The organism is Pseudoxanthomonas sacheonensis (genome assembly GCF_031455975.1).
Lineage (GTDB): Bacteria > Pseudomonadota > Gammaproteobacteria > Xanthomonadales > Xanthomonadaceae > Pseudoxanthomonas_A > Pseudoxanthomonas_A sacheonensis_A.
Genome location: NZ_JAVDTT010000002.1, coordinates 771,478 through 798,443, shown reverse-complemented (window position 1 = coordinate 798,443; position 26,966 = coordinate 771,478). Strand labels below are relative to the sequence as shown.

At 65.2% G+C, this 26,966-nt stretch carries 23 protein-coding genes, 1 tRNA gene and 1 pseudogene; 6 read left to right on the top strand and 19 right to left on the bottom strand.

Features of this window, described 5'->3' with window-relative positions:
- Positions 1-403: 403 nt before the first annotated feature.
- On the bottom strand, positions 404-1,015 hold the full coding sequence (locus tag J2W94_RS10805) for a hypothetical protein (RefSeq protein WP_310093058.1): 612 nt from the start codon (positions 1,013-1,015) through the stop codon (positions 404-406).
- 167 nt (positions 1,016-1,182) lie between these two features.
- Between J2W94_RS10805 and J2W94_RS10800 the strand changes: the two genes are divergently transcribed.
- The 3 genes from J2W94_RS10800 (at position 1,183) to J2W94_RS10790 (ending at position 3,254) form a co-directional block, all read left to right on the top strand.
- Positions 1,183-2,142 carry a pyridoxal-phosphate dependent enzyme gene (locus J2W94_RS10800; RefSeq protein ID WP_310093056.1) on the top strand — a complete coding sequence of 320 codons (960 nt, stop codon included), beginning with the start codon at positions 1,183-1,185 and terminating at the stop codon, positions 2,140-2,142.
- Positions 2,127-2,753, top strand: a complete 627-nt coding sequence (locus J2W94_RS10795; RefSeq protein ID WP_430540600.1) for a YdcF family protein — start codon at positions 2,127-2,129, stop codon at positions 2,751-2,753. Before J2W94_RS10800 ends, J2W94_RS10795 begins: the two co-directional genes overlap by 16 nt.
- A gap of 72 nt (positions 2,754-2,825) precedes the next feature.
- Positions 2,826-3,254: a ketosteroid isomerase-related protein gene (locus J2W94_RS10790; protein WP_310093050.1), complete on the top strand. Its 429-nt coding sequence runs from the start codon at positions 2,826-2,828 to the stop codon at positions 3,252-3,254.
- Between the two features lie 250 nt (positions 3,255-3,504).
- Here the strand turns inward: J2W94_RS10790 and bioC are convergent, their stop codons facing one another.
- From bioC to bioB, 4 genes are all read right to left on the bottom strand, one after another.
- Positions 3,505-4,386 carry a malonyl-ACP O-methyltransferase BioC gene (gene bioC, locus J2W94_RS10785; RefSeq protein WP_310093048.1) on the bottom strand — a complete coding sequence of 294 codons (882 nt, stop codon included), beginning with the start codon at positions 4,384-4,386 and terminating at the stop codon, positions 3,505-3,507.
- 100 nt (positions 4,387-4,486) lie between these two features.
- A complete protein-coding gene (bioH, locus tag J2W94_RS10780; protein WP_310093719.1) occupies positions 4,487-5,254 on the bottom strand; it encodes a pimeloyl-ACP methyl ester esterase BioH in 768 nt (255 codons plus the stop codon).
- Between the two features lie 10 nt (positions 5,255-5,264).
- A complete protein-coding gene (gene bioF / locus J2W94_RS10775) occupies positions 5,265-6,461 on the bottom strand; it encodes an 8-amino-7-oxononanoate synthase (protein WP_310093716.1) in 1,197 nt (398 codons plus the stop codon).
- A gap of 4 nt (positions 6,462-6,465) precedes the next feature.
- Complete coding sequence (gene bioB, locus J2W94_RS10770; protein WP_310093714.1) at positions 6,466-7,506, bottom strand: biotin synthase BioB; 1,041 nt, start codon at positions 7,504-7,506, stop codon at positions 6,466-6,468.
- A 106-nt stretch (positions 7,507-7,612) separates the two neighbouring features.
- Here bioB and J2W94_RS10765 point away from each other — a divergent pair, with 106 nt between their 5' ends.
- Positions 7,613-8,317 (top strand): ComF family protein, encoded by a 705-nt coding sequence (locus J2W94_RS10765; protein WP_310093046.1) that lies wholly within the window; start codon positions 7,613-7,615, stop codon positions 8,315-8,317.
- 148 nt (positions 8,318-8,465) lie between these two features.
- On the opposite strand, the gene cobA is transcribed toward J2W94_RS10765, so the two are convergent.
- The 11 genes and pseudogenes from cobA to J2W94_RS10710 form a co-directional block, all read right to left on the bottom strand.
- A complete protein-coding gene (cobA, locus tag J2W94_RS10760; RefSeq protein ID WP_310093044.1) occupies positions 8,466-9,257 on the bottom strand; it encodes a uroporphyrinogen-III C-methyltransferase in 792 nt (263 codons plus the stop codon).
- 106 nt (positions 9,258-9,363) lie between these two features.
- Positions 9,364-12,156, bottom strand: a complete 2,793-nt coding sequence (locus J2W94_RS10755; protein WP_310093042.1) for a molybdopterin-dependent oxidoreductase — start codon at positions 12,154-12,156, stop codon at positions 9,364-9,366.
- Positions 12,157-12,164: 8 nt separating this feature from the next.
- Complete coding sequence (locus tag J2W94_RS10750) at positions 12,165-12,602, bottom strand: GNAT family N-acetyltransferase (RefSeq protein WP_310093712.1); 438 nt, start codon at positions 12,600-12,602, stop codon at positions 12,165-12,167.
- 138 nt (positions 12,603-12,740) lie between these two features.
- Positions 12,741-13,088: pseudogene (nirD, locus tag J2W94_RS10745) on the bottom strand (nitrite reductase small subunit NirD); the annotation flags it as partial.
- Positions 13,089-13,121: 33 nt separating this feature from the next.
- Complete coding sequence (gene nirB, locus J2W94_RS10740; RefSeq protein WP_310093041.1) at positions 13,122-15,584, bottom strand: nitrite reductase large subunit NirB; 2,463 nt, start codon at positions 15,582-15,584, stop codon at positions 13,122-13,124.
- Between the two features lie 62 nt (positions 15,585-15,646).
- Positions 15,647-16,849, bottom strand: coding sequence for an alginate export family protein (locus J2W94_RS10735; protein WP_310093037.1), 1,203 nt, complete (start codon positions 16,847-16,849; stop codon positions 15,647-15,649).
- Positions 16,850-16,921: 72 nt separating this feature from the next.
- Positions 16,922-18,625, bottom strand: a complete 1,704-nt coding sequence (locus J2W94_RS10730) for an ABC transporter ATP-binding protein (protein WP_310093036.1) — start codon at positions 18,623-18,625, stop codon at positions 16,922-16,924.
- 4 nt (positions 18,626-18,629) lie between these two features.
- Positions 18,630-19,664, bottom strand: a complete 1,035-nt coding sequence (locus tag J2W94_RS10725; protein WP_310093034.1) for an ABC transporter permease — start codon at positions 19,662-19,664, stop codon at positions 18,630-18,632.
- Between the two features lie 8 nt (positions 19,665-19,672).
- On the bottom strand, positions 19,673-21,073 hold the full coding sequence (locus J2W94_RS10720; protein WP_310093032.1) for a CmpA/NrtA family ABC transporter substrate-binding protein: 1,401 nt from the start codon (positions 21,071-21,073) through the stop codon (positions 19,673-19,675).
- A 584-nt stretch (positions 21,074-21,657) separates the two neighbouring features.
- Positions 21,658-22,794: a CmpA/NrtA family ABC transporter substrate-binding protein gene (locus tag J2W94_RS10715; protein ID WP_310093031.1), complete on the bottom strand. Its 1,137-nt coding sequence runs from the start codon at positions 22,792-22,794 to the stop codon at positions 21,658-21,660.
- A 7-nt stretch (positions 22,795-22,801) separates the two neighbouring features.
- Positions 22,802-23,374, bottom strand: a complete 573-nt coding sequence (locus J2W94_RS10710; protein WP_310093710.1) for an ANTAR domain-containing response regulator — start codon at positions 23,372-23,374, stop codon at positions 22,802-22,804.
- A 102-nt stretch (positions 23,375-23,476) separates the two neighbouring features.
- Here J2W94_RS10710 and J2W94_RS10705 point away from each other — a divergent pair, with 102 nt between their 5' ends.
- Positions 23,477-24,466, top strand: coding sequence for an NAD(P)-dependent oxidoreductase (locus tag J2W94_RS10705; protein ID WP_310093029.1), 990 nt, complete (start codon positions 23,477-23,479; stop codon positions 24,464-24,466).
- A gap of 154 nt (positions 24,467-24,620) precedes the next feature.
- Here the strand turns inward: J2W94_RS10705 and J2W94_RS10700 are convergent, their stop codons facing one another.
- The 3 genes from J2W94_RS10700 to ubiA all read right to left on the bottom strand — a co-directional run bounded on the left by J2W94_RS10700 (position 24,621) and on the right by ubiA (position 26,772).
- Positions 24,621-25,070, bottom strand: coding sequence for a hypothetical protein (locus J2W94_RS10700; RefSeq protein ID WP_310093027.1), 450 nt, complete (start codon positions 25,068-25,070; stop codon positions 24,621-24,623).
- A gap of 233 nt (positions 25,071-25,303) precedes the next feature.
- Positions 25,304-25,822 carry a Rid family hydrolase gene (locus J2W94_RS10695; protein WP_310093025.1) on the bottom strand — a complete coding sequence of 173 codons (519 nt, stop codon included), beginning with the start codon at positions 25,820-25,822 and terminating at the stop codon, positions 25,304-25,306.
- Positions 25,823-25,848: 26 nt separating this feature from the next.
- Positions 25,849-26,772, bottom strand: a complete 924-nt coding sequence (ubiA, locus tag J2W94_RS10690; protein ID WP_310093023.1) for a 4-hydroxybenzoate octaprenyltransferase — start codon at positions 26,770-26,772, stop codon at positions 25,849-25,851.
- A 52-nt stretch (positions 26,773-26,824) separates the two neighbouring features.
- Between ubiA and J2W94_RS10685 the strand changes: the two genes are divergently transcribed.
- Positions 26,825-26,901 (top strand) — tRNA-Arg (locus J2W94_RS10685).
- Positions 26,902-26,966 lie beyond the last annotated feature (65 nt).

The following is a 26,966-nucleotide window of genomic DNA, read 5'->3' as shown; positions in this document are numbered from 1 at the left end:
TTGGCACTGCGGCGCCCGGCGACCTAATGCGGCCGGCGGGGGCGAAAAGTTGGCACGGTTTCTGCGATATCCCTCTTGCACCCGTCGTGGCAAGCGACCAGGGGCGCAGGCTGGTAATTGGAACAGGGGCCAGCCATGTGCACTGCGGGGGAGCGCCGGGGCCGGTAGTCGGGGGACTACCGGCCCCATTTTATTTGCATCCAGCGGCCAATCCAACAAAAAGCCCGGCATGGCCGGGCTTTTGCGTGAGCGCCGACGCCCGGCAGGGCCGGAACAGGGGGGATCCAGATTTCCCCACCGGACGTCGACATAGAGGCTTGTCATTCCAATCACGTCAATAAGCGACGCAACCGGTCAACCGGTCATGACAAGCCTGCGGCGTTGGGGCAACCCGCGGCGACGATCAGGGTTCTTCGGTTCTTGTCCTTACCCCGTCGCGACGTTCGGCGCGCGGGGCGGGTTGGGTGCGCTCGATCGGCCGCGATCTTTCCATTGGACGGGGTTGCGAAGGATTCGACATCCGCGGGGGCCGCTCGCCGCCTTCCGGCCGCACCCGCATGCCTGGATACCGGCCGCCTTCGTTGCGGACCTGAGGCTGGCTGGGTACCTGGGGAATGCCGTTGCGCGGCGGAATCATCACCTGGCCCGAATCCTGGTAGCGACCGTCGGGACGGCGCCAGGGAGGCGGACGCCCGCCCTCGCTCGGCGGCCGGTCGTCGTCGTGGTCCGGGCGCGGTGGGCGCGGGTGATGCGGACGGTAGGGGTAATACGGGTAGTAACCGCCGTAATAGCCATAGTTGTACGGGGAGTACCCATAACCATAGCCGCCGCCGTAGCCGTACGAACCGTATCCATACGACCCGTATCCGTAGCTTCCGCCGTAGGGTCCGTAGTACTCCGTCGAAGGCCGTCCGTAGTAATAGCCACCGGGTGCGCTGCCGCCGGCATAGTCGTAAGTCGCGCAGCCGCTAAGCGCGGCGGTGGCGAAGAGTGCGGTCAACAGACGCAGTTTCATGGTGTACCCCCGGTTCATACAGGCAGAATCTGCCTGCCGCATTGAATCGGTGCTTAATTCGGCCGGCTATCACTGGACACACTGGGTTCCATTCATATGCTCGACCGGCGCAATCGACCCCCGTCGTTCTGCCGGGAGCGGCGAGGTAATACGCTAATCTTTCGCGTATGCCCGATTCCCTGCCTTGCTTCGACGACGTTCTGGCCGCCGCCGCCCGTATTTCCCCCCATGCTTACGTCACCCCAGTGCTGCGCTCGCGCTCGCTGGATGCGCTCGCGTCGGCGCAGCTGCACTTCAAGGCCGAGCATTTGCAACGCGTGGGCGCGTTCAAGTTCCGGGGCGCGTGCAATGCGGTATGGGCGCTTTCCGAGGCAGAGGCGCACGCAGGAGTGGTCACTCATTCCTCCGGCAATCATGGCGCCGCGCTAGCGTTGGCCGCCCAAACCCGTGGCATCTCCTGCCACGTGGTGGTGCCGGACGGCGCGGTGGCCGCCAAGCTGGCCTCGATCAGACGCTATGGCGCGATCGTGCACAACTGCGCGGCCAACCTCACCGCGCGCGAAGAGAAGTGCCTGCAGGTGCAACACGAAACCGGCGCGGTCCTGGTCCATCCCTACACCAACGCGCGGGTGATCGCGGGCCAAGGCACCGCGGCGCTGGAACTGCTCAATGCCGTGGAAGCGCTGGAAGTGCTGGTGGTGCCGGTAGGCGGCGGCGGTCTGGCCTCGGGCACCGCGATCGCCACGGCTGCACTGTTGCCGGATTGCCGGGTGGTGCTGGCCGAACCGGAAGGCGCCGCCGACACCGCGCGTTCCTTGGCCGCCGGCGAGCGTCTCGCCGATTTCGTTCCAGACACCTTTTGCGACGGCCTGCGCACCGCCGTGGGACAGCCGAATTTCGAACTGCTGCGGCGACACGCGGTGGAGGTGCTGACGGTGCGCGATGCCGACACGCTGCAGGCGATGCGTCTGCTCTGGCAGACCACCAAACAGCTGGTGGAACCCTCCTCGGCCATCGCGCTGGCGGCGGTGCTGCAAAACCCGGCGCGCTTCGCCGGGCGGCGGGTCGGCGTGGTGCTGTCCGGGGGCAACGTCGACCTGGACGCGCTGCCCTGGAGCGGCGCGTGAGCCGGCGCCGACAAGACCGCAAGCGCCGTGGGGTGCTGGGCTGGGCCTGGCGTCTATTGCTGTTGCTGGCGCTTTGGCTGGTGGGAGTGGCGTCTTACATCGTTTGGGTGGGTGAACGCGATCAGGCCGCGCCGGCCGATGTGATCATCGTCCTGGGCGCCGCCGCCTACGACAAGAATCCTTCGCCCGTGTTCAAGGAACGGATCCGGCACGGCATCGATCTGTATCAGCGCGGCCTGGCCAAGCAGCTCATCTTCACCGGTGGTTTCGGCAACGGCGCCCGCTTTTCCGAATCGCAGGTCGCGCGCAGCTACGCTCTTAAACGGGGTGTGCCGCCACAGGCCATCCTGATCGAAACCGAATCGCGCACCACCCGCCAAAACCTGCAGCAGGCGGCGGCGCTGATGAAGGCGCACAAATTCAAACGCGCCCTCATCGTCAGCGATCCACTGCATATGGCGCGCGCGCTGCGGTTGGCGCGCGAAATGGGCATCGACGCGCTGGGGTCGTCCACGCCTACCAGCCGCTTTCGCAGCTTCGAGACGCGCAAACGCTTCCTTCTGCAGGAGGTGTATTTCTTCCACCGCGACCTGTTCCTGGAATCCCGATAACCGGCCAATGCCGTCGCTTGGGAGTCGGCGCTATGATGAATCGCCGATTACGCATCCAGGGGGATCCCGTCCATGAAGATCGATGGCAACCGCAAACAGGACCGCGCTACCGAACTGGTGCTGACCTACTATTCCGCCTTCAACCGCGGCGACTGGGACGGCATGCTGGCGCTGTTGACCGACGATGTGGTGCACGACCTCAACCAGGGCGGGCGCGAATTGGGGCGCGATGCGTTCGCGGTGTTTCTGGCGCGCATGAATTCCAGCTACCGCGAACAACTGCGCGACATCATCGTGCTGGCCACGATCGATGGCGACCGCGCAGCGGCCGAATACGTGGTGCACGGCGAATACCACAGCACCGATGAGGGCCTGCCGCCCGCCAGCGGGCAGAAGTACGTGCTGCCCGGTGGCGCCTTCTTCGATATCCGTGAAGACCGTATCGCGCGGGTGACCAACTACTACAACCTGCCGGACTGGATCGCGCAGGTTTCGGCCTGACCGATCGAGGTAGAGCCGAGCTTGTTCGGCTGGGGAAACTGCACGTTTGTTCGTAGAACTCGATAGCTAAATTTTTTCCTCTCCCCTTGTGGGAGAGGATGCCCGCAGGGCAGGAGAGGGGTGCGCGAGCGTAGCGATGCGTGCTTTGGCTCTTCATACACTCGACATGCAGGGATTGTTCGCCATCGCTGGCTCCGGCTCCCTCTCCCGGCCTTCGGCCACCCTCTCCCCTCAAGGGAGAGGGGATCAATCACTCCCGGCGGCGGATCGGTATCGCCGAGAGCGGCACCGCAGCGATTTCCTCCCCTTGCCCGCGGATCGGCGCGCCCGGCGGCGGCGCCCAGGCATGGGCGTAGATCACTTCCCAGGTACTCGGCAGTTTTCCGTCTTCGCGGCGAAAGGCGTCGTAGGCGGCGCTGGCCGCGGCGAAGCGCGAACGTCCGGTCAAGGTATGCCTGCGCGATTGCAAGGCATTGGTCGCGCCCATCGCACGCAGCTCGCGCATCAGCGCGGGCAGATCGTCGTAGGTCAGGGTGAAGCGGTCGCGGTCCAGCACCGGGTCGCGGAAACCGGACATCAGCAACGCATCGCCGAACTGGGCGATGGGCGGAAAACGGCTGACGTGCGGCGCCGCATCGGCTTGTGCGAAGGCGTCGCGCAATTCGATCAGCGTTTCCGGGCCGAAGGTGGAGCACAGCAGCAGGCCGCCGGGTTTGAGCACGCGCCGGAAGCCGGCGAACACCGCCGGCAAATCTTCCACCCACTGCAGGCACAAATTGCTGAACAACACATCGACGCTGCCATCGGCGAGCGGCAGCGCGCGCGCGTCGGCGCACACGCGCGCGAAAGGTTTCCACCAGCCCGCATGCTTCTTCGCCTCGCGCAGCATCGGCAGGGCCATGTCCAGCGCCACCACCTGCGCACGCGGCCAACGCTTGCGCATCGCCGCGGCCGCGTGCGCCGGGCCGCTGCCGACATCCAGGACCACTTGCGGCGTGCGCTCGCCCAGATAGTCCAGCGATTCGAGCAGGCGCTTTTCGACTTCGTGTTGCAGGGCCGCCGCCGCGTCGTAACTGGAAGCGGATCGCGAGAAAGCGCGGCGGATCTGGCGATGGTCGAAAGGAGTGCTCATTGAGGGGATTCTGATGCAATCTCGAATGCAAATCGTAGGAGCGACGTGAGTCGCGAACGAGGCTGGCGCGAATAGCGTCTATTCGCGACTTACGTCGCTCTTACGACGGGGGAAGGGTCGCCATGAAGTTGCGCACTTCGTCGGCAACCTGGTCGGCATGGCCGAGGAAGGGGGCATGCCCACCGCCTCGAATGTCCAGGTAGCGGCTGTCCGGCGTCAGTGCGGCGGCAGCCTGCATGGCGCTTGGAGATACCAGGCGGTCGCGACGTCCTGAGATCCACAGACTGGGAATCGACAGTGCCGGTAACGACCCGCGCAGATCGCTTTGCTCCAGCAAGGTGAGGCCCTGTTGCAAAGCATGCGGCGACGGTTCGCCGCGGGCATACAGATTTTCCTTCAGCGTACGAAGCTCGGCACGCGCATGTTCGGAACCGATGGTATCCAGAGCCAGGAACCGCTCGAGCGTACCGCGGTAGTCCTGTTGCAAATCTTTGCCGAATTGCTCGAACACCGAAGCTTCCACCGCATGCGGCCAATCCCCGCCACGCACGAACCGCGGCGTGACCGCGACCAGCGCCAGCGCGCGCACCTGCGGGGAGACCGATGCGGCGTGCAAGGCGAACAGCCCGCCCAGCGACCACGCCAGCCAGGCAGCAGGCGGCGTGTGCGCCAGGATTTCGGCGACGGCGGCTTGCAGGGTCAGCGGCGTGGCGTCTTCGCGGCTGTAGCCGTGACCCGGCAGATCGACCAGATGCATGCGGAAACGATCGGACAAACGATCGACTAGCGGCGCGAACACCCCGCCGTGCAATCCCCAACCATGAATCAATACCAAGGGCGGGCCATCGCCCACGATTTCCATATGCAACGCCATCGAATCAGGCGGCGCCGCGCACGCGTTGTATGGCATCGCGTGAACGCGCGAGAACTTCGACCATGGCATCCACTTCGGCCGGCATGTGCAAGGCCGATAGCGTCACCCGCAGACGCGCCTTGCCTTCGGGCACGGTGGGCGGACGGATGGCGGTGACCAGATAGCCGGCGTTCTCGAGCGCGGACGACAGGGCGACCGCGCTGGCGTCGTCGCCGCACATCACCGGCTGGATCGGCGAATCGGAGGGCAGCAATCCCAGTCCATAGCGCTGCGCGCCGGTACGGAAACGGCTGACCAGCCCCTGCAGTTTCTCGCGCCGCCATTGATCGCGGCGCGCATGCTTGACCGCCGCCAGCGTGGCCGCGGCCTGCGCCGGCGGCAGCGCCGTGGTGTAGATGTAGGGACGCGCGGTTTCGTACAAGTGCTGGATGAGGGCATCGTCGCCCACCACCACCGCACCGTAACCGCCCAGCGCCTTGCCCAGGGTGACCAGCTGCAACGGCACTTCGGCCATGCCGAGGTTGGCTTCGGCCACACTGCCGCGCCCTTCCGGCCCACGCACGCCGACGCCATGCGCATCGTCCACGTACAACAAGGCCTGTTGCATGCGCGCGACCAGGGTCAGCGCGCGCAGCGGCGCCACGTCGCCGTCCATGCTGAAGACGCCGTCGGTGGCCAGCATCGCCGCGCCTTCCGGCGCGTGCTTGAGTTGCCGCAGCGCGCCTTCGGCGTCGGCATGCGGATAGCGCCGCAGCCTGCACCCGGCCAGCAGCGACGCATCCAGCAAGCTGGCGTGGTTGAGCCGGTCCTGCACGCAGACATCGCCGTCTTCCTGCAGCAAAGCCTGTTGCACGGCCAGATTGGCCAGGAATCCGCTGCCGAACAGCAGCCCGCGCGAATAGCCCAGCCACTGCGCGATTTCGCGCTCCAGCGCTTCGTGCGCGGCGTGGTGGCCGCTGACCAGATGCGAAGCGCCCGCGCCGACGCCGTCGCGCGCGGCGCCATCCTGCAGCGCGCTGACCACTTCGAACTGTTGCGACAGGCCCAGGTAGTCGTTGCCGCAGAACTCGGTCAGCCAGCGGCCGTCGACCTCCACGCGCACGCCGTCGCGGCGGGTGATGGTGCGGCGCACGCGCACGCGGCCCTGGGCGATGCGCAGTTTGCGCAAAGAGTGGACGCGTTCGTGCAGATTGGGCCGCATGGATTTAGGCGGCGCGTCCGCAGGCGTGGTCGGCGTGGTTGTTGATGGTGGTTTCGACGATATCGGCATGCACGGTTCCCCCTGGCGCTGGCATGGCTGGCTCCACCGGCATGGGCCGCAGACCGAGGCGCGCGAACAGCGCCTGGTCGCGTTCCACGTCCGGGTTGCCGGTGGTCAACAGTTTTTCCCCGTAGAAGATCGAATTGGCGCCGGCGGCGAAGCATAGCGCCTGCAGCTCGTCGCTCATGGATTCGCGACCAGCCGACAATCTGACCATAGAGTGAGGCATGGTGATGCGCGCGATTGCGATGGTGCGCACGAATTCGAAGGGATCCAGTTCGGCGATACCGTGCAGCGGCGTGCCTTCCACCTGGACCAGGCGGTTGATCGGCACCGAATCCGGATGCGCCGGCAAGTTGGCCAGCGCCAGCAGCAGGCCGGCGCGCTGGGCCCGCGATTCGCCCATGCCGACGATGCCGCCGCAACAGGTCTTCATGCCGGCGTCGCGGACGTGTTCCAACGTGTCCAGGCGATCCTGGTATTCGCGGGTGTGGATGATTTCGCCGTAGAAGTCCGGCGCGGTGTCCAGGTTGTGGTTGTAGTAGTCCAGCCCCGCCGACTTCAGCGCATCGGCCTGCGGGGCGCTGAGCATGCCCAGGGTGGCGCAGGTCTCCAGCCCCAGCGCCTTCACTTCGCGGATCATGGCCGCGACCTTGGGGATGTCGCGGTCCTTGGGCGAGCGCCAGGCCGCGCCCATACAGAAGCGCGAGGCGCCGGCGGCCTTGGCCTGCCTGGCTTTTTCCAGCACCGCCTCGGTGCTCATCAGCTTCTGCGCATCGACGCCGGTGTGGTAGCGCTGGGCTTGCGGGCAGTAGGCGCAGTCTTCCGGGCAGCCGCCGGTCTTGACCGACAGCAGGGTGGAAACCTGGACCTCGGCCGGGTCGAAGTGCTGCCGGTGCACGCTGGCGGCGCGGTGCAGCAGTTCCGGGAACGGCAGGTCGAACAGGGCCAGCAATTCGGACTGTTGCCAGTCGTGGCGGAGCATGCTGATGGAAGCGGGACTGGCGGTGATCGGGGCTTGTGCGGACATCAGGGCCTCGCGGCGTTAAAGTCCGGGCAGTCTGAAAACCGGAAGCAAGGCTGTCAACCGCATGGATGCTTTGAAAGTTGACGAGTGGCTGCGCAAGGCCGCCCGCGCGGTCTTTGCGCCGCGCTGCCTGCTGTGCGGCGAAAGCGGCGTGAGCGGTCGGGATCTGTGCCGGGCCTGCGCCGAAGCGCTGCCCTGGAATCGCAGCGCCTGCCTGCGCTGCGCCTTGCCGCTGCACGCGCCGGGCACCTGCGGCGCCTGTCTGCAGCGTCCGCCGCCGCTGGCCGAGACCCATGCCGTGTTCGTGTACGGGTTTCCGCTGGACCGGCTGGTGCCGCGTTTCAAGTTCCATAACGATCTGGCCGCGGGACGATTGCTCTCCGAGCTCATGCTCGAAGGCGTCTCCGGGCTGCCCAGGCCTTCGGCCTTGGTGCCCGTGCCGCTGCACGAGGCCCGTTTGCGTCAACGCGGCTACGACCAGGCGCTGGAACTGGCCAAACCTCTGGCCCGCGCATTGCAGGTTCCTCTATTGTCGGAGGTGCTGATCCGCACCCGCGCCACCGCGCCGCAATCCGAACTGGATGCCGGCGCCCGCCATCGCAACCTGCGACGCGCGTTCGAAGTCCGTGCCGACGCGGCGTTGCCGGATCACGTGGCGCTGGTCGACGATGTGATGACCACGGGCGCGACCCTGGAAGCGGCGGCAAAGCGTTTGCGGCGCGCAGGCGTGGCGCGCGTGGATGCGTGGGTTTGCGCGCGGGTGCCTTAGGGAACTTCTGAACAACTTGCTCTTGATCGTCACCCCAGCGAAAGCTGGGGCCCATTTTGATCTTGCTCAGCGAATAGCGAAGGTCAAAATGGATTCCAGCTTTCGCTGGAATGACGAACTGAGACGTGTTCTGAATTTCCTTAGCGAATCAGCCGCACGCCTCCGCCAGCAAAAGCGAAGGTTGCAATGCAGGAACCGCCGCTTCGGCCAGGGCCGCTCCAATCAGGATCACCCCCGGACTACCCAACCCGGCGTGGCGGGCGTCGGCGGCCAATCGGCCCAGGGTCGTCAGCAGCCGTGCCTCGTCCGGCTGGCTGGCCGCTTGCACCACCGCGGCGGGCGTGTGCGCCGGCAGCTGCAGCAGCAACGCGGCGCTCAGCGATTCCAGCCGGTCCATGCCCATGTAGATCGCCAGCGTGGTGCCGGTCGCGGCCAAGGCCGCCCAGTCCGGTTCGCTGTGGTCCTGCGCGTGGGCGGTGACGAAAGTGACGCCGCGGCAGTGATCGCGATGGGTCAGGGAAACGCCCAAGGCCGCAGCGGCGGCGAAACCGGAACTGATGCCGTTGACGATGACCACTTCGATACCGGACTTGCGCAGGAAGCCGATTTCTTCGCCGGCGCGGCCGAACAGCAGCGCATCGCCACCTTTGACCCGAACCACGTGCGCGCCACGTTGCGCATAGCGGCGCATCAACCGGCAGATGAAGGCCTGCGGGGTGGAGCGGCAACCGCCGCGCTTGCCCACGCGGATCACCCGCGCCCGCGGCGCCAGCGACACGATCTGCGGATCGACCAGATCGTCCAGCATCAGCACGTCCGCGGTCGCCAGCGTTCTGGCGGCTTTTATCGTCAGCAGTTCCAGATCTCCCGGCCCGGCCGACACCAGACTGACCTTGCCACCGCGTGGGTCTGCGGTACCGGAATCGTGGTTCGTAATCATTCGTTCGGTTCTCCAGAAAGATCGTCGTCATGCGCGGGTAGGTCGGGGCTACGCCCCCGACGCACGGAACCCCTCCTTCCGCGCGCATCGGGGACATAGCCCCGACCTACCCGCTGTCTACAATTTCGCGGCACATGCGCACCAGCTGCGGCACGCAGGAACCGCAGACGCTGCCGCAACCCAGCCGTTTTTTCAGTGCGTCCACATCGGCGCCTTGAGCGATCGCGGCACGGATGGAGGATTCCTTGACCTGCATGCACTGGCAGACCAGCGCATCGCGCGCCGCGCCGGCCAGACGCTGGGTGAACACCGCCAGCCGCGAGCCGGTCCAGGCCGTGCCGGCCAGAGCGATATCCAACAAGGCTTCACTGGCCGGGTCGCGCTGGCCGCCGGCCAACAACAGTCCTTCGATCCGATCGTTATGCGCGCCATGGCCCCAACCGACCCGCTTGAGCAGGCCACGACGCGCGTCGTGGTACTCCAGCACGTGCTCTTCGGGCTGCAGTTGCAAGACCTCGGCCAGGCGCTGCAACCACTGCGGCGGCGCGGTCTCGGCTGCCGCACGCAACACCAGCCAGGCCTGTCCCGAGTCCGGATCGGCATCGGCGCGCAGGGAAAGGGAAGCGAACGCGCATTCGCGCAGCAGCGGCTGCACCGCGATCTGCAGCGCGAGCGCGTCGCCGCGCCGCGCCGCCAGCAGATTCCAAGCGAAAGCCGCTTTCTCCACCCGCACCGCCGCGTGCTTGAGTTCGGGCTGGAACGATTTGGGATCGACCGCGCCGTTGCTGACTTCGTTGATGCCGCCGCTGGCCAGGAATTGCCCGCTCCAATGCATCGCCGCGAACACCGTGCCCGAACCCACTTCATCGGACACCGCCAGCGGCAGCAGCAGTTCGCCGCGCTTGCTGGTCACCCGCACCAGATCGCCGGCGCTCAGGCCGCGGCGGGTGGCGTCGTCGGGATGCATGCTCAGCGTCGGCTCCGGCGCGTGCGCGAACAATCCCGGCGCCCGGCCGCTGCGGCTCATGCCATGCCATTGGTCGCGCAAGCGGCCGGTCAGCAGACGCAGCGGATAACGCGCCGAAATCGGTTCGGCCACCGGTTTGTAAGCGGTGGCATGAAAACGCGCACGACCATCGGCGGTGGCGAACACGCCGTCGCCGTAGCGCCGCGCCTGACCTTCGCTCGCGCCCGCCGGAAACGGCCATTGCTGCGGACCCTGGCTTTCCAGCAACGCATAATCCAGGCCGCCGATGTCGAGATCGCGACCCACGGTCAGACGGCGATGCTCGTCGAACACCGCTTCGGTATCGGCGAAATCGAAGAGCGGCGCGGCGCCCGGCGGCGCCAGTCGCGCTTCGATGCGTCGCGCCACTTCATTGGCGATCCACCAGTCCGCTCTGGCTTCGCCCGGCGCAGGCAGCGCCGCGCGCACTCGCGAGATGCGGCGTTCGGAATTGGTCACCGTGCCTTCCTTCTCGCCCCAGCTGGTCGCCGGCAGCAGCACGTCGGCGTAGGGCACGGTGTCGGTGTTGAGGAAAGCTTCCTGCACCACCACGAATTCGGCCTTGCCCAAGGCCTCGCGCACCAGATTGATATCGGGCATCGAGTGCACCGGGTTGGTACAGGCGATCCACACCGCTTTGACCTTGCCGCTGCGCAACGCGTCGAACAACGCCACCGCCGGCAAGCCGAGGCGATCGGACAGGGTCTGCGTGGGCAGCTTCCATAGACGTTCGAGTTCGGCGCGGTGTTCGGGATCGGCGATCTCGCGATGCGCCGCCAGCATGGTCGCCATGCCGCCCACTTCGCGCCCGCCCATCGCATTGGGCTGTCCGGTCAGCGAAAACGGCCCGGCTCCGGGTTTGCCGATCTGCGCGGTGGCCAGATGCAGCTGGATCAGCGCCAGGTTCTTGTCGGTGCCGTGGCTGGACTGGTTCAAGCCCATGCAGTACAGCGACAGCGCGGCGGGACTGCGGCCGAACCACTCGGCGGCCTGGACGATGTCTTCGGCCGCCACCCCGCACAGATCGGCGACGAAACGCGGCGTGTATTCGCGCAGCATCAGCTTGAGCGGCTGGAAGCCTTCAGTGTGCGCGTCGATGTAATCGGGGTCGATCAACCCTTCCCAGATCAAGTGATGCAGCATGCCGTTGAACAGGGCCACGTCGGTGCCCGGCTGCAGGGCCAAGTGCAGGTCGGCCATGGCGGCGGTGTCGGTGCGGCGCGGATCGATCACGATCCACTTGGTCTCCGGATGCGCTTCGCGCGCGGCTTCCAGGCGCCGGAACAAAACCGGATGCGCATAGGCCATGTTGCTGCCGGCGAACAGCACGGTGCGCGCCTGCTCCAGATCGTCGTAGCAGGTCGGCGGGCCGTCCGCGCCCAGCGCCAGTTTGTAGCCGGAGACCGCGCTGGACATGCACAGGCGCGAATTGGTGTCGATGTTGTTGGTGCCGATCAGGCCCTTGGCCAGTTTGTTGAAGACGTAGTAGTCCTCGGTCAGCAGCTGCCCGGACAGATAGAACGCCACCGCGTCCGGACCGTGTTCGGCGACGATGCTGGCGAAGCGCTCGGCCACCGTGTCCAGCGCCACGTCCCAGTCCACCTCGCGGCGGACATCGCCGCGCAGGCGGCGTAGTTGCGGGACCAGCGCGCGGCCGGTGGTGTCGCGCGTGGTCTGCGGCAGATTGAGGCCCTTGGTGCACAAGCGGCCGAAGTTGGCCGGATGCTCCGGATCGCCGGCGATACCGGTGATGCGGCTGCCCTGCGCATCGTGTTCGGCATCGATCAGCACACCACAACCGACCCCGCAATAGCAGCAGGTGGAACGCGTGCGTGTGCGCCGCGGCGCGGCGGCGAGCGAAGACGACGTGGGTGCGCGCGTATCGCCGTCCATGGTTTGCTTCAGGTCACGCCGCGCCGCGGCTTCGGATCGAACGGATCGCCGGGCGACCCGGCGATATCCAGGGTCATGAACACGCTATTGGGGTCTGGCCTGTAGTCGCCGAAAGGCGGGCACGGAGTAAACCCGAAGGATGCGTACAAATGCCGCGCGGCCTCGAAGAACTCCATCGAACCCGTCTCCAGGCTCAGTCTGGAGTAACCGCGGGTGGCGGCTTCTTGAATGAGGTGCCGCAGCATTTTCGATGCCACCCCGCGCCGCAGGTGGGAGGCGGCGGTGCGCATGGATTTGATCTCGGCGTGCGACTCGGTCATGTGCTTGAGTGCGCCGAATCCAGCCAGCGCCGGACCGTCCCAAACGCTCCAGAAAGTGATGCCGGGTTCGCGCAGGCCAACCAGATCCAAGGCATGGCGACTTTCCGCCGGAGCGGTGTGCTCCATCGAGCCGAGGTGCTCGCGGAGCAACGCAAGAACCTCCGGGCCTTCCAAGTTGTCGAGCCGAATGTCCAGACCACTCTGCACTGGCGCCACTGTGGCCGATGACGAGTGCTGGCAATCCACGCCGGAACCGGCGTGGGCTGCGGCGGGAGTGAGCCCCGGCGAAAGCCATACCACCCCGTCCTCCACTCGCACCGGATAGGTCGTCACGCAACCCACGTCCGGCGCGCGCGCCTCGCCGCTGTCCAGGCTCAGGTTCCAGCTATGCAACGGACAGGTCACCGTTTCCCCGGCAACGATGCCCTGCGACAGCGGCCCGCCTTTGTGCGGACAACGGTCGCGCAAGGCGAACACATTGCCGCTGGCGGTACGGAACAAAGCGATGTTGTCGCCACCGTCCCTTTCCAACACGCGCGCACCGAGCGCGGGGATGTCGTCGAGCCTGCACACTTCGACCCAGTCGGGTGCGGCCGTGCTCGATGTAGACATGTTCGATATAGGCTGGTTCGATGCAAGCATGGCTCAGGCCTCCACCGGGTCGGGCAACATTTTCAGTTTGAGCGGCTGGAACTCATGCCGCTGCGCACCGGCGATGCGCGCCGCCCACGGATCGGACAGTCCTTCCAGCGCGAACAGCAGACGTTCGTGCAGCGCCCTGCGGTTGTCGGCGTCGTCGACCACGCGTTGGCGGATGTAATCCAGTCCGACCCGGGCGATGTAATGCACGGTGCGATCCAGGTAATAGGCTTCCTCGCGATACAGCTGCAGGAAGGCGCCGGTGTATTCGCGCACCTCGTCGCTGGTTTTCACCTTGACCAGGAACTGCGCCACTTCGGTCTTGATGCCGCCGTTGCCGCCGACATGGATTTCCCAACCCGAATCCACCGCGATGATGCCCACGTCCTTGATGCCGGATTCGGCGCAGTTGCGCGGGCAGCCGGACACCGCCAGCTTGACCTTGTGCGGGCTCCACATGTTGGCCAGCATAGTTTCCAGATCGATGCCCATCTGCGTGCTGTTCTGGGTGCCGAAACGGCAGAACTCGCTGCCCACGCAGGTCTTCACCGTGCGGATGGATTTGCCGTAGGCGTGCCCGGACTGCATGCCCAGGTCCTTCCACACTTCCACCAGATCTTCTTTCTTGATTCCCAGCAGATCGATGCGCTGGCCGCCGGTGACCTTGAGCATCGGCACCGCGTACTTGTCGGCGACGTCGGCGATACGGCGCAACTCGGAGGCGTTGGTCACGCCGCCTTTCATCTGCGGAATCACCGAGAAGGTGCCGTCCTTCTGGATGTTGGCGTGCGCGCGCTCGTTGATGAAACGCGATTGCGGGTCGTCCACCGCTTCGCGCGGCCAGCTCGAAAGCAGGTAATAGTTGATCGCCGGACGGCAGGTGGCGCAGCCGTTGGGCGTGCGCCATTCCAGGAAGTCGTACGCCTCGCGATGGGTGAGCAGGTGATGTTCGCGGATCGCCTTGCGCACTTCGCCATGCGCGTAGCTGGTGCATTCGCACACCGCCTTGGTCTTCGGTGTCTGCTGGAAACTGGAGCCCAGCGTGTTCATCAGGATCTGCTCGACCAGACCGGTGCACGAGCCGCACGAGCTGGAGGCTTTGGTGTGCTTCTTCACCTCGTCCAGGGTGAACAGGCCGCTGCCGGTGATCGCCTTGACGATGGTGCCCTTGCACACGCCGTTGCAGCCGCAGACCTCGTCGCTGTCCTGCATGCTCATCGCCCGGCTCTGTCCGGAATGGCCGGCATCGCCGATCGCGCTTTCGCCGAACATCAGCTGGTCGCGCAGATCGTCGATCTTGCGGCCGTCCTTGAGCAGCTTGAAGTACCAGCCGCCGTCGGTGGTGTCGCCGTACAGGCAGGCGCCGACCAGTTTTTCGTCCTGGATCACCAGCTTCTTGTAGACACCGCCGGCCGGATCCGACAGCACGATTTCCTCGGTGCCTTCGCCGCCCATGAAATTGCCGGCGGAAAACAGATCTATGCCGGTGACCTTGAGCTTGGTCGAAGACACCGAACCCTGGTAGATGCCGATGCCGTAGTGGGCCAGGTGGTTGGCGCAGATCTTGGCCTGTTCGAACAACGGCGCCACCAGTCCGTAGGCGATGCCGCGATGGCTGGCGCATTCGCCCACCGCGTACACGCGCGGGTCGTAGGTCTGCAGACCGTCGCTGACCACGATGCCGCGGTTGCAGTACAGCCCCGCCTCCTGCGCCAGCTGCGTGTTGGGGCGGATGCCGGCGGCCATCACCACCAGGTCGGCCGGCTGTTCGCTGCCGTCTGAAAAACGCACTCCGGTCACTTCGCCCGCTTCGTTGCCGAGGATCTCGGTGGTGGAGGTGTTGAGGCGGAACGCCAACCCGCGTTCGCTCAGCGATTTCTCCAACAGCCCGGCAGCGACCGGATCCAACTGGCGCTCCAGCAGCCAGCCGGCCAGATGCACCACGGTCACTTCCATGCCGCGCAACTTCAAGCCGTTCGCAGCCTCCAGACCCAGCAGACCGCCGCCGATCACCACCGCGTGGCGCTTGACCTTGGCGGTGTCGATCATGGTCTGGGTATCGAAGATGTCGCGATAACTGATGACGCCTTTCAGCTCCTTGCCAGGCACCGGCAGGATGAAGGGCAGCGAGCCGGTGGCCAGCAGCAGACGGTCGTACTCGGCTTCGGTGCCGTCGGCGGCGATCACCCGTCGGCGCGCGCGGTCGATGCGGGTGACTTCCTTGCCCAGGTGCAGACGGATGCCGTGTTCGGCGTACCAGTCCAGCGAGTTGAGCACGATCTGTTCGAATTCCTGCTCGCCGGCCAGCACCGGCGAGAGCAGGATGCGGTTGTAGTTGGGGTGCGGTTCGGCGCCGAAGACGGTGACGTCGTACATGTCCGGCACCAGCTTGAACAATTCCTCCAGCGTGCGGATGCCGGCCATACCGTTGCCGACTACCACCAATCTTGGCTTTTTCTGGATATTCATGCGCTATGCCCTATTTGCCGAAACCCGCCCCGTGACTTGAAAGGGCGAGCCCGACGATGGCTTCAGTAAGACCACTCGACTTGCAACCACGTCTTGCGCGTGTCGGTGGCGAATTGGTCGGCCCGGTAATCGGCGTGCTTGGCCAGCAGGTTGAACTTGCCGATCTTGGCGGTCGCAATCAAATTCAGCTCATCACCGTAATCCTGCGACAGGCGATCGCTGCCGAACCGGTGCCAGACGGCGTTCAAACTCACGTTGCTGAGTTTTCCGAACTGCTTGCGATTCCAGCCGAACGAAAAATACTGGTCGCGCACGCCATTGGGGGGCGTGGTCAGGAATTTGTCGGCCCAGCCCTGGAATTTGTGCGCGGTGGCCAGCGGTGTCTGGAAGCTGGTCAATGCCAATCCCGCATCCGCTCCCAGCACCTCATAGCCGGCGCCCAGCCGGAACGCGCCCACGTCCACGCTGGTATCGGCCAGCCAATACTCGGCCGAATAGTGGTTCGGGTTGTTGTGGTAGTCGCTTTGCCCAGCGTAACTGAGCGCGTAGTTCAGCTTGGCGGCTGCAAGCGGACGGGCGCCCGCCAAACGCACGCCATAGGTCTGACTGGACAATCGCCGCCCGGACACCGCGGCTTCGTCCTGGTCAATCAGATAGGCAAATCCGCTTAGCGTTCCCCACGCGGTCGGGTAGGAGAGGTTCCCAAAAAAATTGTCGCCACCGATCGCCTGCTGACGCGCACCGACCCCGTCCTTTCCCCAGATCGTGCGCACGCTCCAGGCGTAACTGGCATCCAGCTTCAACTTGCTTAGTTTCGACTGGCCTGGGCCGGTCCATTCCACCCGCGCCGCGTCGAAAGTCTGCTCGTTGTCGCGCCAGCCGGCCGCGCCGACAAAGCGCTGGTCGTCCAGGTTGATGCGTTGACGGCCTATGCTCAGCATAGTGTTGGCGAATCCCTTGTACTGGACTTGCACCCGGTTCAATTCAATATTTTCGGGGTCGGCCACCAACGGATAGGCAGTCTTGCCGTTGAGCCCGCTGTTGTAGCGCTCGTCGATCGCCGCCGTCCCTTCCGCTTCGGCCAGGAACGCGAACACCCCATTGCTGATCTCCGCACCTGCGCGGGCGCGCAAGGTTATCGCCTCTGCATCGCGGGCAAGACCCGCTTGCTCCACGCCCTCGTGGCGCAGACGCAGATCGACGATGGGTTTGATCGTGGTTTCGGCCGCCAATGCGGGGGCGGATAGCAGCAGGCCACTGGTCATTGCAAAAGCTCGTCTCATTTCGATCTCTCGGTGGCGGTGCCATGGGCGGGATGGGTGATTTGCCGGGCGCGTTTATGCGGCATCGAGGTGGGCGCCATGCTCGTAGTCGGCAAGAAACTGCAGGACTTCTTCGCGATAGGCGTAGAACCTGGGATGTTCCAGCAGCGTCTTGCGTTCGCGCGGCCGCGGCAGATCGATCTTGAGGATCTTGCCGATGGTGGCGTTGGGGCCATTGCTCATCATCACTACGCGATCTGCCAGCAGGATGGCTTCGTCGACGTCGTGAGTGACGCAGATAGCGGTGACCTGGGTGCGTTGCCACACCTCCATCAGCACGTTCTGCAAATCCCAGCGGGTGAGGCTGTCGAGCATCCCGAACGGCTCGTCCAGCAGCATCAGCTTGGGCGACAGAGCGAAGGCGCGGGCAATGCCGACGCGCTGACGCATGCCGCTGGACATCTCCGCCGCCAGCTTGTGCAGGCTGTCGCCCAGGCCGACGCGTTGCAGGTAGTACTCGATGATGTCGCTGCGCTCGGCGGCGCTGGCATGCGGGTAGACCCGTTCCACGCCGATGCCCACGTTCTGGCGGGCGCTCAACCAAGGCATCAGGCTGGGGGCCTGGAACACCACGCCTTTGTCCGGCCCAGCGCTGTCGATTTCATGCCCGTCCAATACGATGCCGCCGCCGGAAATGGAACTCAATCCCGCCGCCATGTTCAGCACCGTCGATTTCCCGCAGCCGGAATGGCCGATCAGGGAAACGAACTCGCCGCGGTTCATCATCAGATTGAAGTTCTGTACGACGGTCAGCGGCCCGGCGCGGGTGGGATAGGTCTTGCTGACATTGAACAGTTCCAGATAGCGGCGCTGCACCGCCGAACGGCCTGCCTCGGTGTAAGCCTTGGGCAGGCGCGTGACCTGGATGGGCTGCACCTTGGGCAGGGCCGTCTTAGACAGGATTGTGTCGCCGGCTGCGTCGACCGTTGCGTTGCGGGCGCGATTCAAGCCGTCAAGACAGGCAACGATCCGGTTACGCAAGGCGGTATAGGCCGGATCGTGGTTGAGCGCCGCACGCACGCGTGGCCGTTGCAACGGCACCTCGAACAAGTGTCCGATACGGCTGCCCTCAGGATCGGGCTGCAGCACCGCGATGCGATCGGCCAGCAACAAAGCTTCATCCACGTCGTTGGTAACCAGGACGATGGTGCGTTTTTCCTGGCCGCGAATGCGTTCGATTTCGTCTTGCAGACGCGCCCGGGTCAGGGCGTCCAAGGCCGAAAGCGGCTCATCCAGCAACAGGATTTCCGGGCGCATGGCCAGGGCACGGGCGACGGCGACGCGCTGGCGCATGCCGCCGGACAATTGCGCGGGCTTGCGTTCACGCGCATGGGCAAGGCCCACCAGGTCGATGGTGGCGCGAGTGAGTGCGCGCCGTTCTTCCCGATTCAGGCCTTTATGCACCGCATCCACCGCCAAACGGACGTTGCCTTCCACGCTCAGCCACGGCATCAGCGAATACGACTGAAACACCAGGCCGCGTTCGGCGCTGGGGCCGTTCGACGCAACGCCTTTCACCAGGACTTGCCCGCCATCGGGTTGGATCAAGCCGGCCAGCAATGAAATCAGGGTGGTTTTGCCGGTGCCGGAGAAGCCGAGGATGGCGATGAATTCGCCTTCGTTGACCGACAGGTTCACCCCTCCCAGCACGGCCTGCGACTTGCCGTGGCTGGGGTAGGCCTTGCTGACGTCACGCAACTGCAGGATCGGCGCGTTCATTCGATCAACTCCGCGCATCGCGGCCGACCAGTTTCTGCAGCCCCAACATGATGCGGTCCAGGCCGAATCCGATCAGGCCGATCACGATGACGGCCACCATGATCCGGGACAACGATTTTTCGCTGCCGTTCTGGAATTCATCCCAGACGAATTTTCCGAGCCCGGGGTTCTGGGCCAGCATTTCCGCTGCGATCAGCACCATCCAGCCCACGCCCAGCGACAGGCGCATGCCGGTAAAGATGTACGGCAACGCCGACGGCAACACCAGTTTGGTCAGCTTGGCGCGCCAGCTCAGCCGCAGGACGCGGCCTACGTTGAGCAGATCCTTGTCGATGGAGGCGGTGCCGATGGCGGTATTGATCAGCGTCGGCCATAGCGAACACATCATCACCACGATTGCGGAGATGACGAAGCTCTTGGGCAGGGTCGGATCGTCGCTGGTGATCGAAGCCGAAACCACCATGGTCACGATCGGCAACCAGGCCAGCGGGCTGATCGGACGCATCACCTGCACGAGCGGATTGATCGCCGCGTTGAAGCGCTTCGACATGCCGGCGACCAGACCCAACGGGACGGCGACCAGCGAGGCCAAGGTGACGCCCATCGCCACCGTCTTGAGCGAGGTGAAGATCTGGTCGACGAACGTCGGCGGCCCGGAATAGAGTTGACCGCTGGCCACCGCCGCCGCCGCATCGGCGCGCGCGGCGGAGAATTCGATCATCAGACCCTTGAACGCGTCCCAGACATCGTCGGGGCCTGGCAGGGCGCCCAGCGAGGTCTGCACCATCGGGGCCAGCGCTGTCCAAAGGCCGAGGAAGGCAAGCACTCCCACCATCGGCGGCCAAGTGGCGTCGAACAACTCCCTGCCCGGCGGCAGCTTCATCTTCAGCCTCAGGCGCTTGCGCAAGACTTCATCTCCTGCAGGCACCACCGCCGCACTTGCGACGGCTGTGCTTGCAACAGCCGCCTGCACCGGCGGTTCGGCCTCGACGCCCGCCGCAAAATCGTCTTCTTTTACCAATGTCGCTGCAGTCGTCATGCCGGGCCTCACTTGACACCAGCAGGCGTAACCGTCTGGCCGGGCTTCAGTCCGATGGCGAAGCCCGCGGCATAAGCGGCGGGTTGCTTCGCGTCGAAGGCCACGCCATCGATCGCCGGCTGGGTATAGACCCGGAAGCCATCGGTCTCGGGGAAGTCGGCCGGGTCGGCCTTGCCGTCGGCGATCAGCGATTGAGCGGCCTGGGTGTACAGATCGGGACGGTAAGCCGCCTTGGCGGTGTCGAAATACCACTGATCGGGCTTGGCCTCGGCGATCTGCCCCCAACGGCGCATCTGGGTCAGGAACCAGATGGCGTCGGAGTAGTACGGATAACTAGCGTATTGGCTGAAGAAGAGATTGAACTGCGGGGTGTCGCGGGTATCGCCTTCGCCGAAAGTGAACTTGCCGGTCATCGACGCCATCAGCACTTTCTCGTCCGCGCCGACATATTTCGATTGGGCCAGGATCTTGACCGCTTCGGCCCGGTTCTTGCCGTTGTCGGCATCGAGCCACTTGGCCGCGCGGATCAGTGCGCGCAGCAGGGCCTGGGTGGTCTTCGGGTTCTTGCGGGCGAAATCCTCGGTCAGACCGAAGACCTTGTCGCCGGTCAGCCCCGCGATGTCCGGATCGACGATGATCGGCACGCCGACCTTCTTCGCCACCGAGGCTTGGTTCCAAGGTTCGCCCACCGAATAGCCGTCGATGGTGCCCGCCTCCAGCGTCGCCGGCATCTGCGGCGGCGGCGTGACTGAGAGCTGGACTTGCGCGCCGGTGGTGCCGGCGGTGTCGCCGGGCAGGTAGTAGCCGGGGTTCAAACCACCGGCCGCCAGCCAGTAGCGCAGGATGTAGTTGTGGGTCGAGACCGGAAAGACCATAGCCATCTTGAAGGGCTTGCCTTCCGACTTCATCTTGGCCACCACCGGCTTGAGCGCAGCGGCGGAAACCGGGTGAACGATCTTGCCGTCCGCTCCTTTCGGCAAGCTAGCCGCGATCTGGTCGTAGACGCGGTTCGAAATGGTCACCCCCTTGCCGTTCATATCGAACGCCATGGGCGTGATGATCTTCACTTTCGAACCGATTCCCGCCGCGGAGGCGATGGGATGGCCTGCCAGCATATGCGCGCCGTCGAGCTGGCCACCGGCCACACCGTCCAACAGCACCTTCCAGTTGGCCTGCGGCTCTAGCGCCACGTTCAGACCTTCTTCGGCAAAAAAGCCTTTTTCCCTGGCAATAGCCAATGGCGCCATATCGGTCAGCTTGATGAAACCCAACTTGAGATTGGGTTTTTCAACTGCCGGGCCCGCCGCCGGCTTGGCCGCAGGCACCGAAGCCGTATCCGAACCGCAAGACGCTATCAACATCGCTGCGGCCAGGGTCGAAGCAAGACTGGCGATGAATTTGTTGCGCATAAAGAGCCTCGCATTGAGGGAGCGGTTACTGGAGCCGGAAACAAAAACGGCGCCGTTCCAGCTTTCGCCGGAAAGACGCCGTTGTCGGGACGGGAAGCAGGCCGCCGTTGGCCTCTTACCGATAGGTGGGGTGCCGACACCTCGTTGTGCCGTCATGAGATAACAAGAGCAATCGCCGTGCCAACATTTCGCGTTATCGCGAAATTCGTGGGAATCGTCATCCAATCAATGGGTTAGGCGCGCATGGCTTGCGGCTCGGCTCACCTGAATTGCGCTGCGACCGGCGCTTACGCACGCATTCGGTGCTAACCATTGTGCAACTGCACACCAATTGTGCGGCGCAGCAGTCGCGATAGTTCTGGGAAGCGTTAACAATTAATCCGTTCGTGGTGAGTCTGTCTAACCACGCTTTTCGAGAGGAAAACAAGCCACTGCGCACTGAAGCGGATCGCATAGAGCGTGGTTCGATGCTTCGACAGGATCAGCACTCACCACGAACGGAATCTTCGACACGCTCACCGCGAACGGGATCTTCGATAACCGGTAGGCCGTGCACTTTGGTTTGGCTGATCTGACGACGGACCCTAGTGCGCACGAATGGCGAACGCGTCCGCATAAGCCTGCGGCGCGTGTCCGTCCCAGACGATGCCGTCGCACAGCACGCTGCGGCGGATCTCCGCCGCCGGCACTTGCACCAACACACTCGCCGCCGCCTCCCGATAGCGCGCGGTGCCGTGCACTTCGGCTACTTGCCGCACCCAGTCCGACTCGGTGCGCTCCTGTGTCAGCCAGCCCCAGCGGCGGAACTGGCTGAGGAACCACAGCCCATCGGACAGATAAGGGAAGTTCACCGCCCCCCCCTCGTGGAACGACAAACGATGACGACCGAATGCATCGCTCGCGCTCAGGCAGGCGGCGATCTGCGCCACCGGCAGGCCGATGATGTCCGGCTCGGCCAGCCAGGCCGCCGCCTGGCTGCGATTGCCGGGCTCGTCCAGCCAGCGGCAGGCCTCCAGCAACGTCGCCGTCAACGCCACCGCCGTTTCCGGCTCCAAGGCAGCGAAATCGCGGCGGCAAGCCAATACTTTTTCCGGGTGGTCGGGCCAGATCTCGCCACTGGTCACCACCCGCCGACCCACCTGCAAGGTTTCCGCTTGCTGGGCCCAGGGTTCGCCGGCGCAGTAACCGTCCAGTTCGCCACGGGCCAGCGCATCGGCCATCTGCGGCGGCGGCATGACCACGCTGCGGATCGCACGCAGCGGCGACACGCCCTGGGCCGCCAGCCAGTAGTACAGCCACATCGCATGGGTGCCGGTGGGAAAGGTCTGCGCCAGTACCGGCGACCGCCGCAAGTCGGCGAAGGCCTCGAGCAACGATTGGCCGGCGCTCAGCGCCTGGGCCAGTGGATGCGACAGCACGATGCCCTGCCCGTTGCGGTTGAGGGTCAGCAGAATCGACAAGTCGGCTTGCACGCCGCCGATGCCCCACTGCACACCGTGCACCAGTCCGCTCAACGCGTGGGCCGCATCCAGTTCGCCCGTCAACAACTTGTCGCGGACCGCCGCCCACGAGGCCTGGCGATGCAATTGCAGCTGCAGGCCATGCTTGCGATCCAGCTGCAGGCGCGCCGCGGCCACCAGCGGCGCGCAATCGATCAGAGGCATGAAGCCCAGCCGCAGAAGCCGCGGGCCGGCGATGCCGTCAGGGTGATGGAGGGTCATGCGAACGTCATCCCAGTAGGTCGGCCATGGCGATGATCTGGCGGGCGATGTCCACCAGCTTCAGGTTTTGCCGCATGGCCAGCTGGCGCATGCTGGCGTAGGCCTCGGGCTCGCTCATGCCGCGCTTCTCAACCAGCAGGCCCTTGGCGCGATCGATCAACTTGCGGTCGGCCAGTTGTTGCTGCACTTCGCCCAACTGGCGACGGACGTGGGCTTGCTGTTCGAAGCGGGCCAGCGCCACCTGCAGGATCGGCGCCAACCTGGCCGGAGTCAGGCCGTCCACCACATAGGCGGTGACCCCGGCGGCGACCACGTCCCGAATCAGCCGGTCGTCGCCGTCGGCGGAAAACATCACCACCGGCCGCGGCGCATGGCGGTGCATCACCGCCAGTTGTTCCAGCGTGTCGCGGGAAGGCGAATCCACGTCGATGATCACCGCATCGGGCTGTTGCGACTCCACCGCCTTGAGCAGCTCATCGGCGCCGACCACGGCTTCCAACACTTCATAGCCCGCCGCCTGCAACGCCGCCCGCAGCTCGCCGATCGGCTTTTCGGTATCGTTGACGAGCAAGACACGCAGCATGACGGGCAGAGGGCTAGCCAGAGGAGTCCACTTCATGTTGCCATGCAACATGATCGCTGGCGAGCAACCCTCTACAAGCCGCCCTCTTCCGGAGTCCAAATGCCCTCTTCCCCGCTGTTTCCCCTGTTCGCCGATTTGGGTGGCCGCGAGGTGCTGGTGGTCGGCGGCGGCGAAGTCGCGACGCGCAAGATCGAAGCCCTGCTGCACGCCGGCGCGCAGGTGCAGGTGTACGCACAGGCGCTGAACGATGCGCTGGCGCAGTGGCTGGCGGAAGACCGTATTGATCGCCTCGAAGGCGCGTTCGACCCCGCCTGGCTGGACCGCGTCTGGCTGCTGGTGGCGGCCACCGACGATCGCGCCTTCAATGCCGAGCTGGCGCGCGAAGCCGGGCTGCGCCGATTACTGGTTAACGTCGTCGACGACGCCGAACTGTCCACTTTCCAGATTCCCGCCATCGTCGATCGCGCCCCGCTGCTACTGGCGATCTCTTCCGGCGGCGCGGCGCCCATGCTGGCCCGCCGGCTACGCGAGCAGCTGGAAACGCTGCTGGATCATTCGCTGGGCGAGTTCGCCGGTCTGTTCGCCCGCCACCGCGCCACCATCCGCGCCCGTCTGCCGCAACTCGCGCTGCGCCGGCGCTGGTTCGAACAGGTGATGGAGGGCCCGGTGCCCACGCTGCTCCAGAGCGGGCAGCGGCAGGCGGCCGAGCAGGCGTTTCTGGCAGCGCTGGAGAGCACTGGCGAGGTCGCCTCCGCCGGCAGCGTGCTGCTGGTGGATGCCGGTGATGGAGACCCTAGCCTGGTGACGCTGAAAGCACTGCGCGCGCTGAACCGGGCCGACCTGCTGGTGTGCGATGCGCAGTCGCAACCCGCCATCGTGGCACTGGCTCGCCGCGACGCCGCGCGCCTGCCATTGCCGATCGACGACGCTTCCTTGCTGGCGCTGTTGCTGGAGCACGCGCAATCCGGTCAGTGCGTGGTGTGTCTGAAACCCGGCAACACATTCCAGTCCGCGGTTGGCGGCAATCTTGCGCAGCGGCTCAGCCAACAGGGCATCGTGTGCGAGGTGATTCCAGGAGTAGGTGTTTAGAGATGCTCCGAACAACTCCTTGCCTGTCATCCCGAGCGTAGCGAGGGATCTGCTTCTGCTTTTTGCCGCGCCAACAGCAGATCCCTCGCTACGCTCGGGATGACATTCGGATTGTTCCGAAGTGTTCGCAAAGAAATCCGCTCAGCTGATTGCTTCAGCGCGGCGGGTAGCCCGCGCCACGATCGAAGTAGGGGTACGGATAGGGACCGCCGAAACCTGGACCATCGCTCTGTTCGACGCGGATTTGCAGGTTCACCGCATTGGGGCGTTCGCCGTCGCCGAAGGATTTGCTGACGTTGACCTCGGCCGCGTTGTAATGGGAAGTGCCGTAGCCCTTGCTATGACCGATGCCGGTGGTGAAGCTGCCCCAGACCTTGGCCTTGCCGTCGTCTTCGACTGCGGTCTCGTCCACTTTGCGCGACGAGGGCCTGCCGCTGGTGTCGCCGTAGTACGTGCCCGGCGGATCGCTCTTGGCTGCCGCCTCGGTTGCCGCAGGCGCCGCAGCTGGCTCGGGAACGCGCAGATCGAGCGGAGCGGCGGCGCTTTGAGCGGCGGCGCCACCCGCCACGGTCATGGCCATGCACAACAAGACGAATCGTTTCATGGGGCGCCTGCGAAGGGAGGAGGATCGCCTGGAAAACGGAAGCCCACGGCTTCCGCTTTCATGCCGTCTCACAGTAGCCGGGCCTGCTTGAACGCAAGCTACACCGACGGAAGAACGGAAAAACGACTCGTCCCCACGAAGGCGGGGATCCAGCGACTTTAAGCTTTTTGGAAAAAACGCCCGATGGCAGTACGAAAGGACCGGACCCCCTTCGCAGGGACGACGCGTTTGCTTCAGGGCGTGGTCGGCGCCGGCGGCGGTGCGGGCTTCGAAATGTCCGCCCTGGCCCGGCGGCCCGAACCGATGATCGCCTCAGCGCGCATTTCCACGGGCGCATCGGACGAGAACAACGCCGTGGTGCCCACCGCCGTCCATGCCGGGTAGTGGTCCTTGAAGAATTCACGATGCACTTTCAGCACGGGCTCGACGCGGCGGCGGAAATCTTCGTGATCGGTCGAAACGTGGAAGCTGGTCAGTTCCACCACGTCTTCCATGCTGGCGCCGGCCGACTCCAGGTGCAGTTTGAGCTGTTCGAACATCCAGCGAATCTTGGCTTCGTCGGTGTCGCCTTCAGCGGCCGGGATTCCCGACACGATCACCCGATCGCCTATCTTGACCACCGGCGTGTAGTGCAACTGATGGTAGGAGCCTTCCCAGCCCGCCGGCGCCAGATGCTCGCGTGACGGGTTTTCTGCAGCCATCGAGGGATGGGCGAGCGCAGCCAGCAGGCAGCCGATCAGAATTTTCGTCACGGAAATCTCCGACAGGAAAAGAGCGGCTAGGGTATTACGGCCTCCGCGGCGCGGCTTTGCATCACGTGGTGGATGGCGATCCCCGCGAACACCGCTGCGCCCACCCAGTTGTTGTGCAGGAACGCGCGGAAGCAGGCTTCGCGTTCGCGATGGCGGGCGATGCGGAATTCGTAGGCCACCAGCAATGCCGCCACGCCCAGCGCGGCCCAGTAGTACAAGCCCAGCTGCGCCTGCCGCCCTACCATCCACAGCGCCGCGAACATCAAGGCGTACAGCACCGCCTGCGCGATGAGGTCCATGTCGCCGAACAGGATGGCGGTGGACTTGGAGCCGGCGCGGAGGTCGTCGTCGCGATCCACCATGGCGTACCAGGTGTCGTAGGCCGTGGCCCAGAGGATGTTGGCGAAGTACAGCACCCACGCCACCGGCGGTACGCTGCCCTGCACCGCCGCGAACGCCATCGGGATGCCCCAGCCGAAGGCCAGGCCCAGATAGACCTGCGGCAGGTAGGTATAGCGCTTGAGGTAGGGATAGCTGGCGGCCAGGAACAAGCCGACGATGCTCAGGTAGATGGTCAGGCGGTTCAGCGTGAGCACCAACGCGAAGGCGGCGATCATCAGCACCGCGAACACCAGCAACGCCTCGCGAGCGGACACCGCGCCGGTGGCCAGCGGCCGTCCGCGCGTGCGCTCCACCTGCGGATCCAGCCAGCGATCGGCGTAGTCGTTGATCACGCAACCAGCCGAGCGCGTCAGCCACACCCCGGCGGTGAACACGAACAGCGTCCACAGGGACGGCACGCCCGCAGAGGCGATCCACAACGCCCACCAGGTCGGCCACAGCAGCAGCAGCACGCCGATCGGACGGTCGCCGCGCACCAGTTTCCAGTATTGGCCCAGCCGTTCGCGCCAGCGGGGCTGGCCTGCGGATTGGAATCTTTCGTAACCCATGCCCCAGATTATCAGGCCGGCCGCCGCCGGTAGGTTAGAATGCGCGTCCCATGCGCCCGTAGCTCAGCCGGATAGAGTAGTGGCTTCCGAAGCCATTGGTCGGGGGTTCGAATCCCTCCGGGCGCGCCACTTCACACGCTAAAACCGCAACGGCCAGCCAATCACTTAATGAGAGCATTCTCATTATCTAGTGG

Excerpts from the sequence above, each read along its gene's own strand:
- J2W94_RS10805 (WP_310093058.1), bottom strand. The coding sequence starts at position 1,015 with ATGAAACTGCGTCTGTTGACCGCACTCTTCGCCACCGCCGCGCTTAGC.
- J2W94_RS10800 (WP_310093056.1), top strand. The coding sequence starts at position 1,183 with ATGCCCGATTCCCTGCCTTGCTTCGACGACGTTCTGGCCGCCGCCGCC.
- J2W94_RS10790 (WP_310093050.1), top strand. The coding sequence starts at position 2,826 with ATGAAGATCGATGGCAACCGCAAACAGGACCGCGCTACCGAACTGGTG.
- bioC (WP_310093048.1), bottom strand. The coding sequence starts at position 4,386 with ATGAGCACTCCTTTCGACCATCGCCAGATCCGCCGCGCTTTCTCGCGA.
- bioF (WP_310093716.1), bottom strand. The coding sequence starts at position 6,461 with ATGCGGCCCAATCTGCACGAACGCGTCCACTCTTTGCGCAAACTGCGC.
- bioB (WP_310093714.1), bottom strand. The coding sequence starts at position 7,506 with ATGCTCCGCCACGACTGGCAACAGTCCGAATTGCTGGCCCTGTTCGAC.
- J2W94_RS10765 (WP_310093046.1), top strand. The coding sequence starts at position 7,613 with ATGGATGCTTTGAAAGTTGACGAGTGGCTGCGCAAGGCCGCCCGCGCG.
- cobA (WP_310093044.1), bottom strand. The coding sequence starts at position 9,257 with ATGATTACGAACCACGATTCCGGTACCGCAGACCCACGCGGTGGCAAG.
- J2W94_RS10755 (WP_310093042.1), bottom strand. The coding sequence starts at position 12,156 with ATGGACGGCGATACGCGCGCACCCACGTCGTCTTCGCTCGCCGCCGCG.
- J2W94_RS10750 (WP_310093712.1), bottom strand. The coding sequence starts at position 12,602 with ATGGAGCACACCGCTCCGGCGGAAAGTCGCCATGCCTTGGATCTGGTT.
- nirB (WP_310093041.1), bottom strand. The coding sequence starts at position 15,584 with ATGAATATCCAGAAAAAGCCAAGATTGGTGGTAGTCGGCAACGGTATG.
- J2W94_RS10735 (WP_310093037.1), bottom strand. The coding sequence starts at position 16,849 with ATGACCAGTGGCCTGCTGCTATCCGCCCCCGCATTGGCGGCCGAAACC.
- J2W94_RS10730 (WP_310093036.1), bottom strand. The coding sequence starts at position 18,625 with ATGAACGCGCCGATCCTGCAGTTGCGTGACGTCAGCAAGGCCTACCCC.
- J2W94_RS10725 (WP_310093034.1), bottom strand. The coding sequence starts at position 19,664 with ATGACGACTGCAGCGACATTGGTAAAAGAAGACGATTTTGCGGCGGGC.
- J2W94_RS10720 (WP_310093032.1), bottom strand. The coding sequence starts at position 21,073 with ATGCGCAACAAATTCATCGCCAGTCTTGCTTCGACCCTGGCCGCAGCG.
- J2W94_RS10715 (WP_310093031.1), bottom strand. The coding sequence starts at position 22,794 with ATGACCCTCCATCACCCTGACGGCATCGCCGGCCCGCGGCTTCTGCGG.
- J2W94_RS10705 (WP_310093029.1), top strand. The coding sequence starts at position 23,477 with ATGCCCTCTTCCCCGCTGTTTCCCCTGTTCGCCGATTTGGGTGGCCGC.
- J2W94_RS10700 (WP_310093027.1), bottom strand. The coding sequence starts at position 25,070 with ATGAAACGATTCGTCTTGTTGTGCATGGCCATGACCGTGGCGGGTGGC.
- ubiA (WP_310093023.1), bottom strand. The coding sequence starts at position 26,772 with ATGGGTTACGAAAGATTCCAATCCGCAGGCCAGCCCCGCTGGCGCGAA.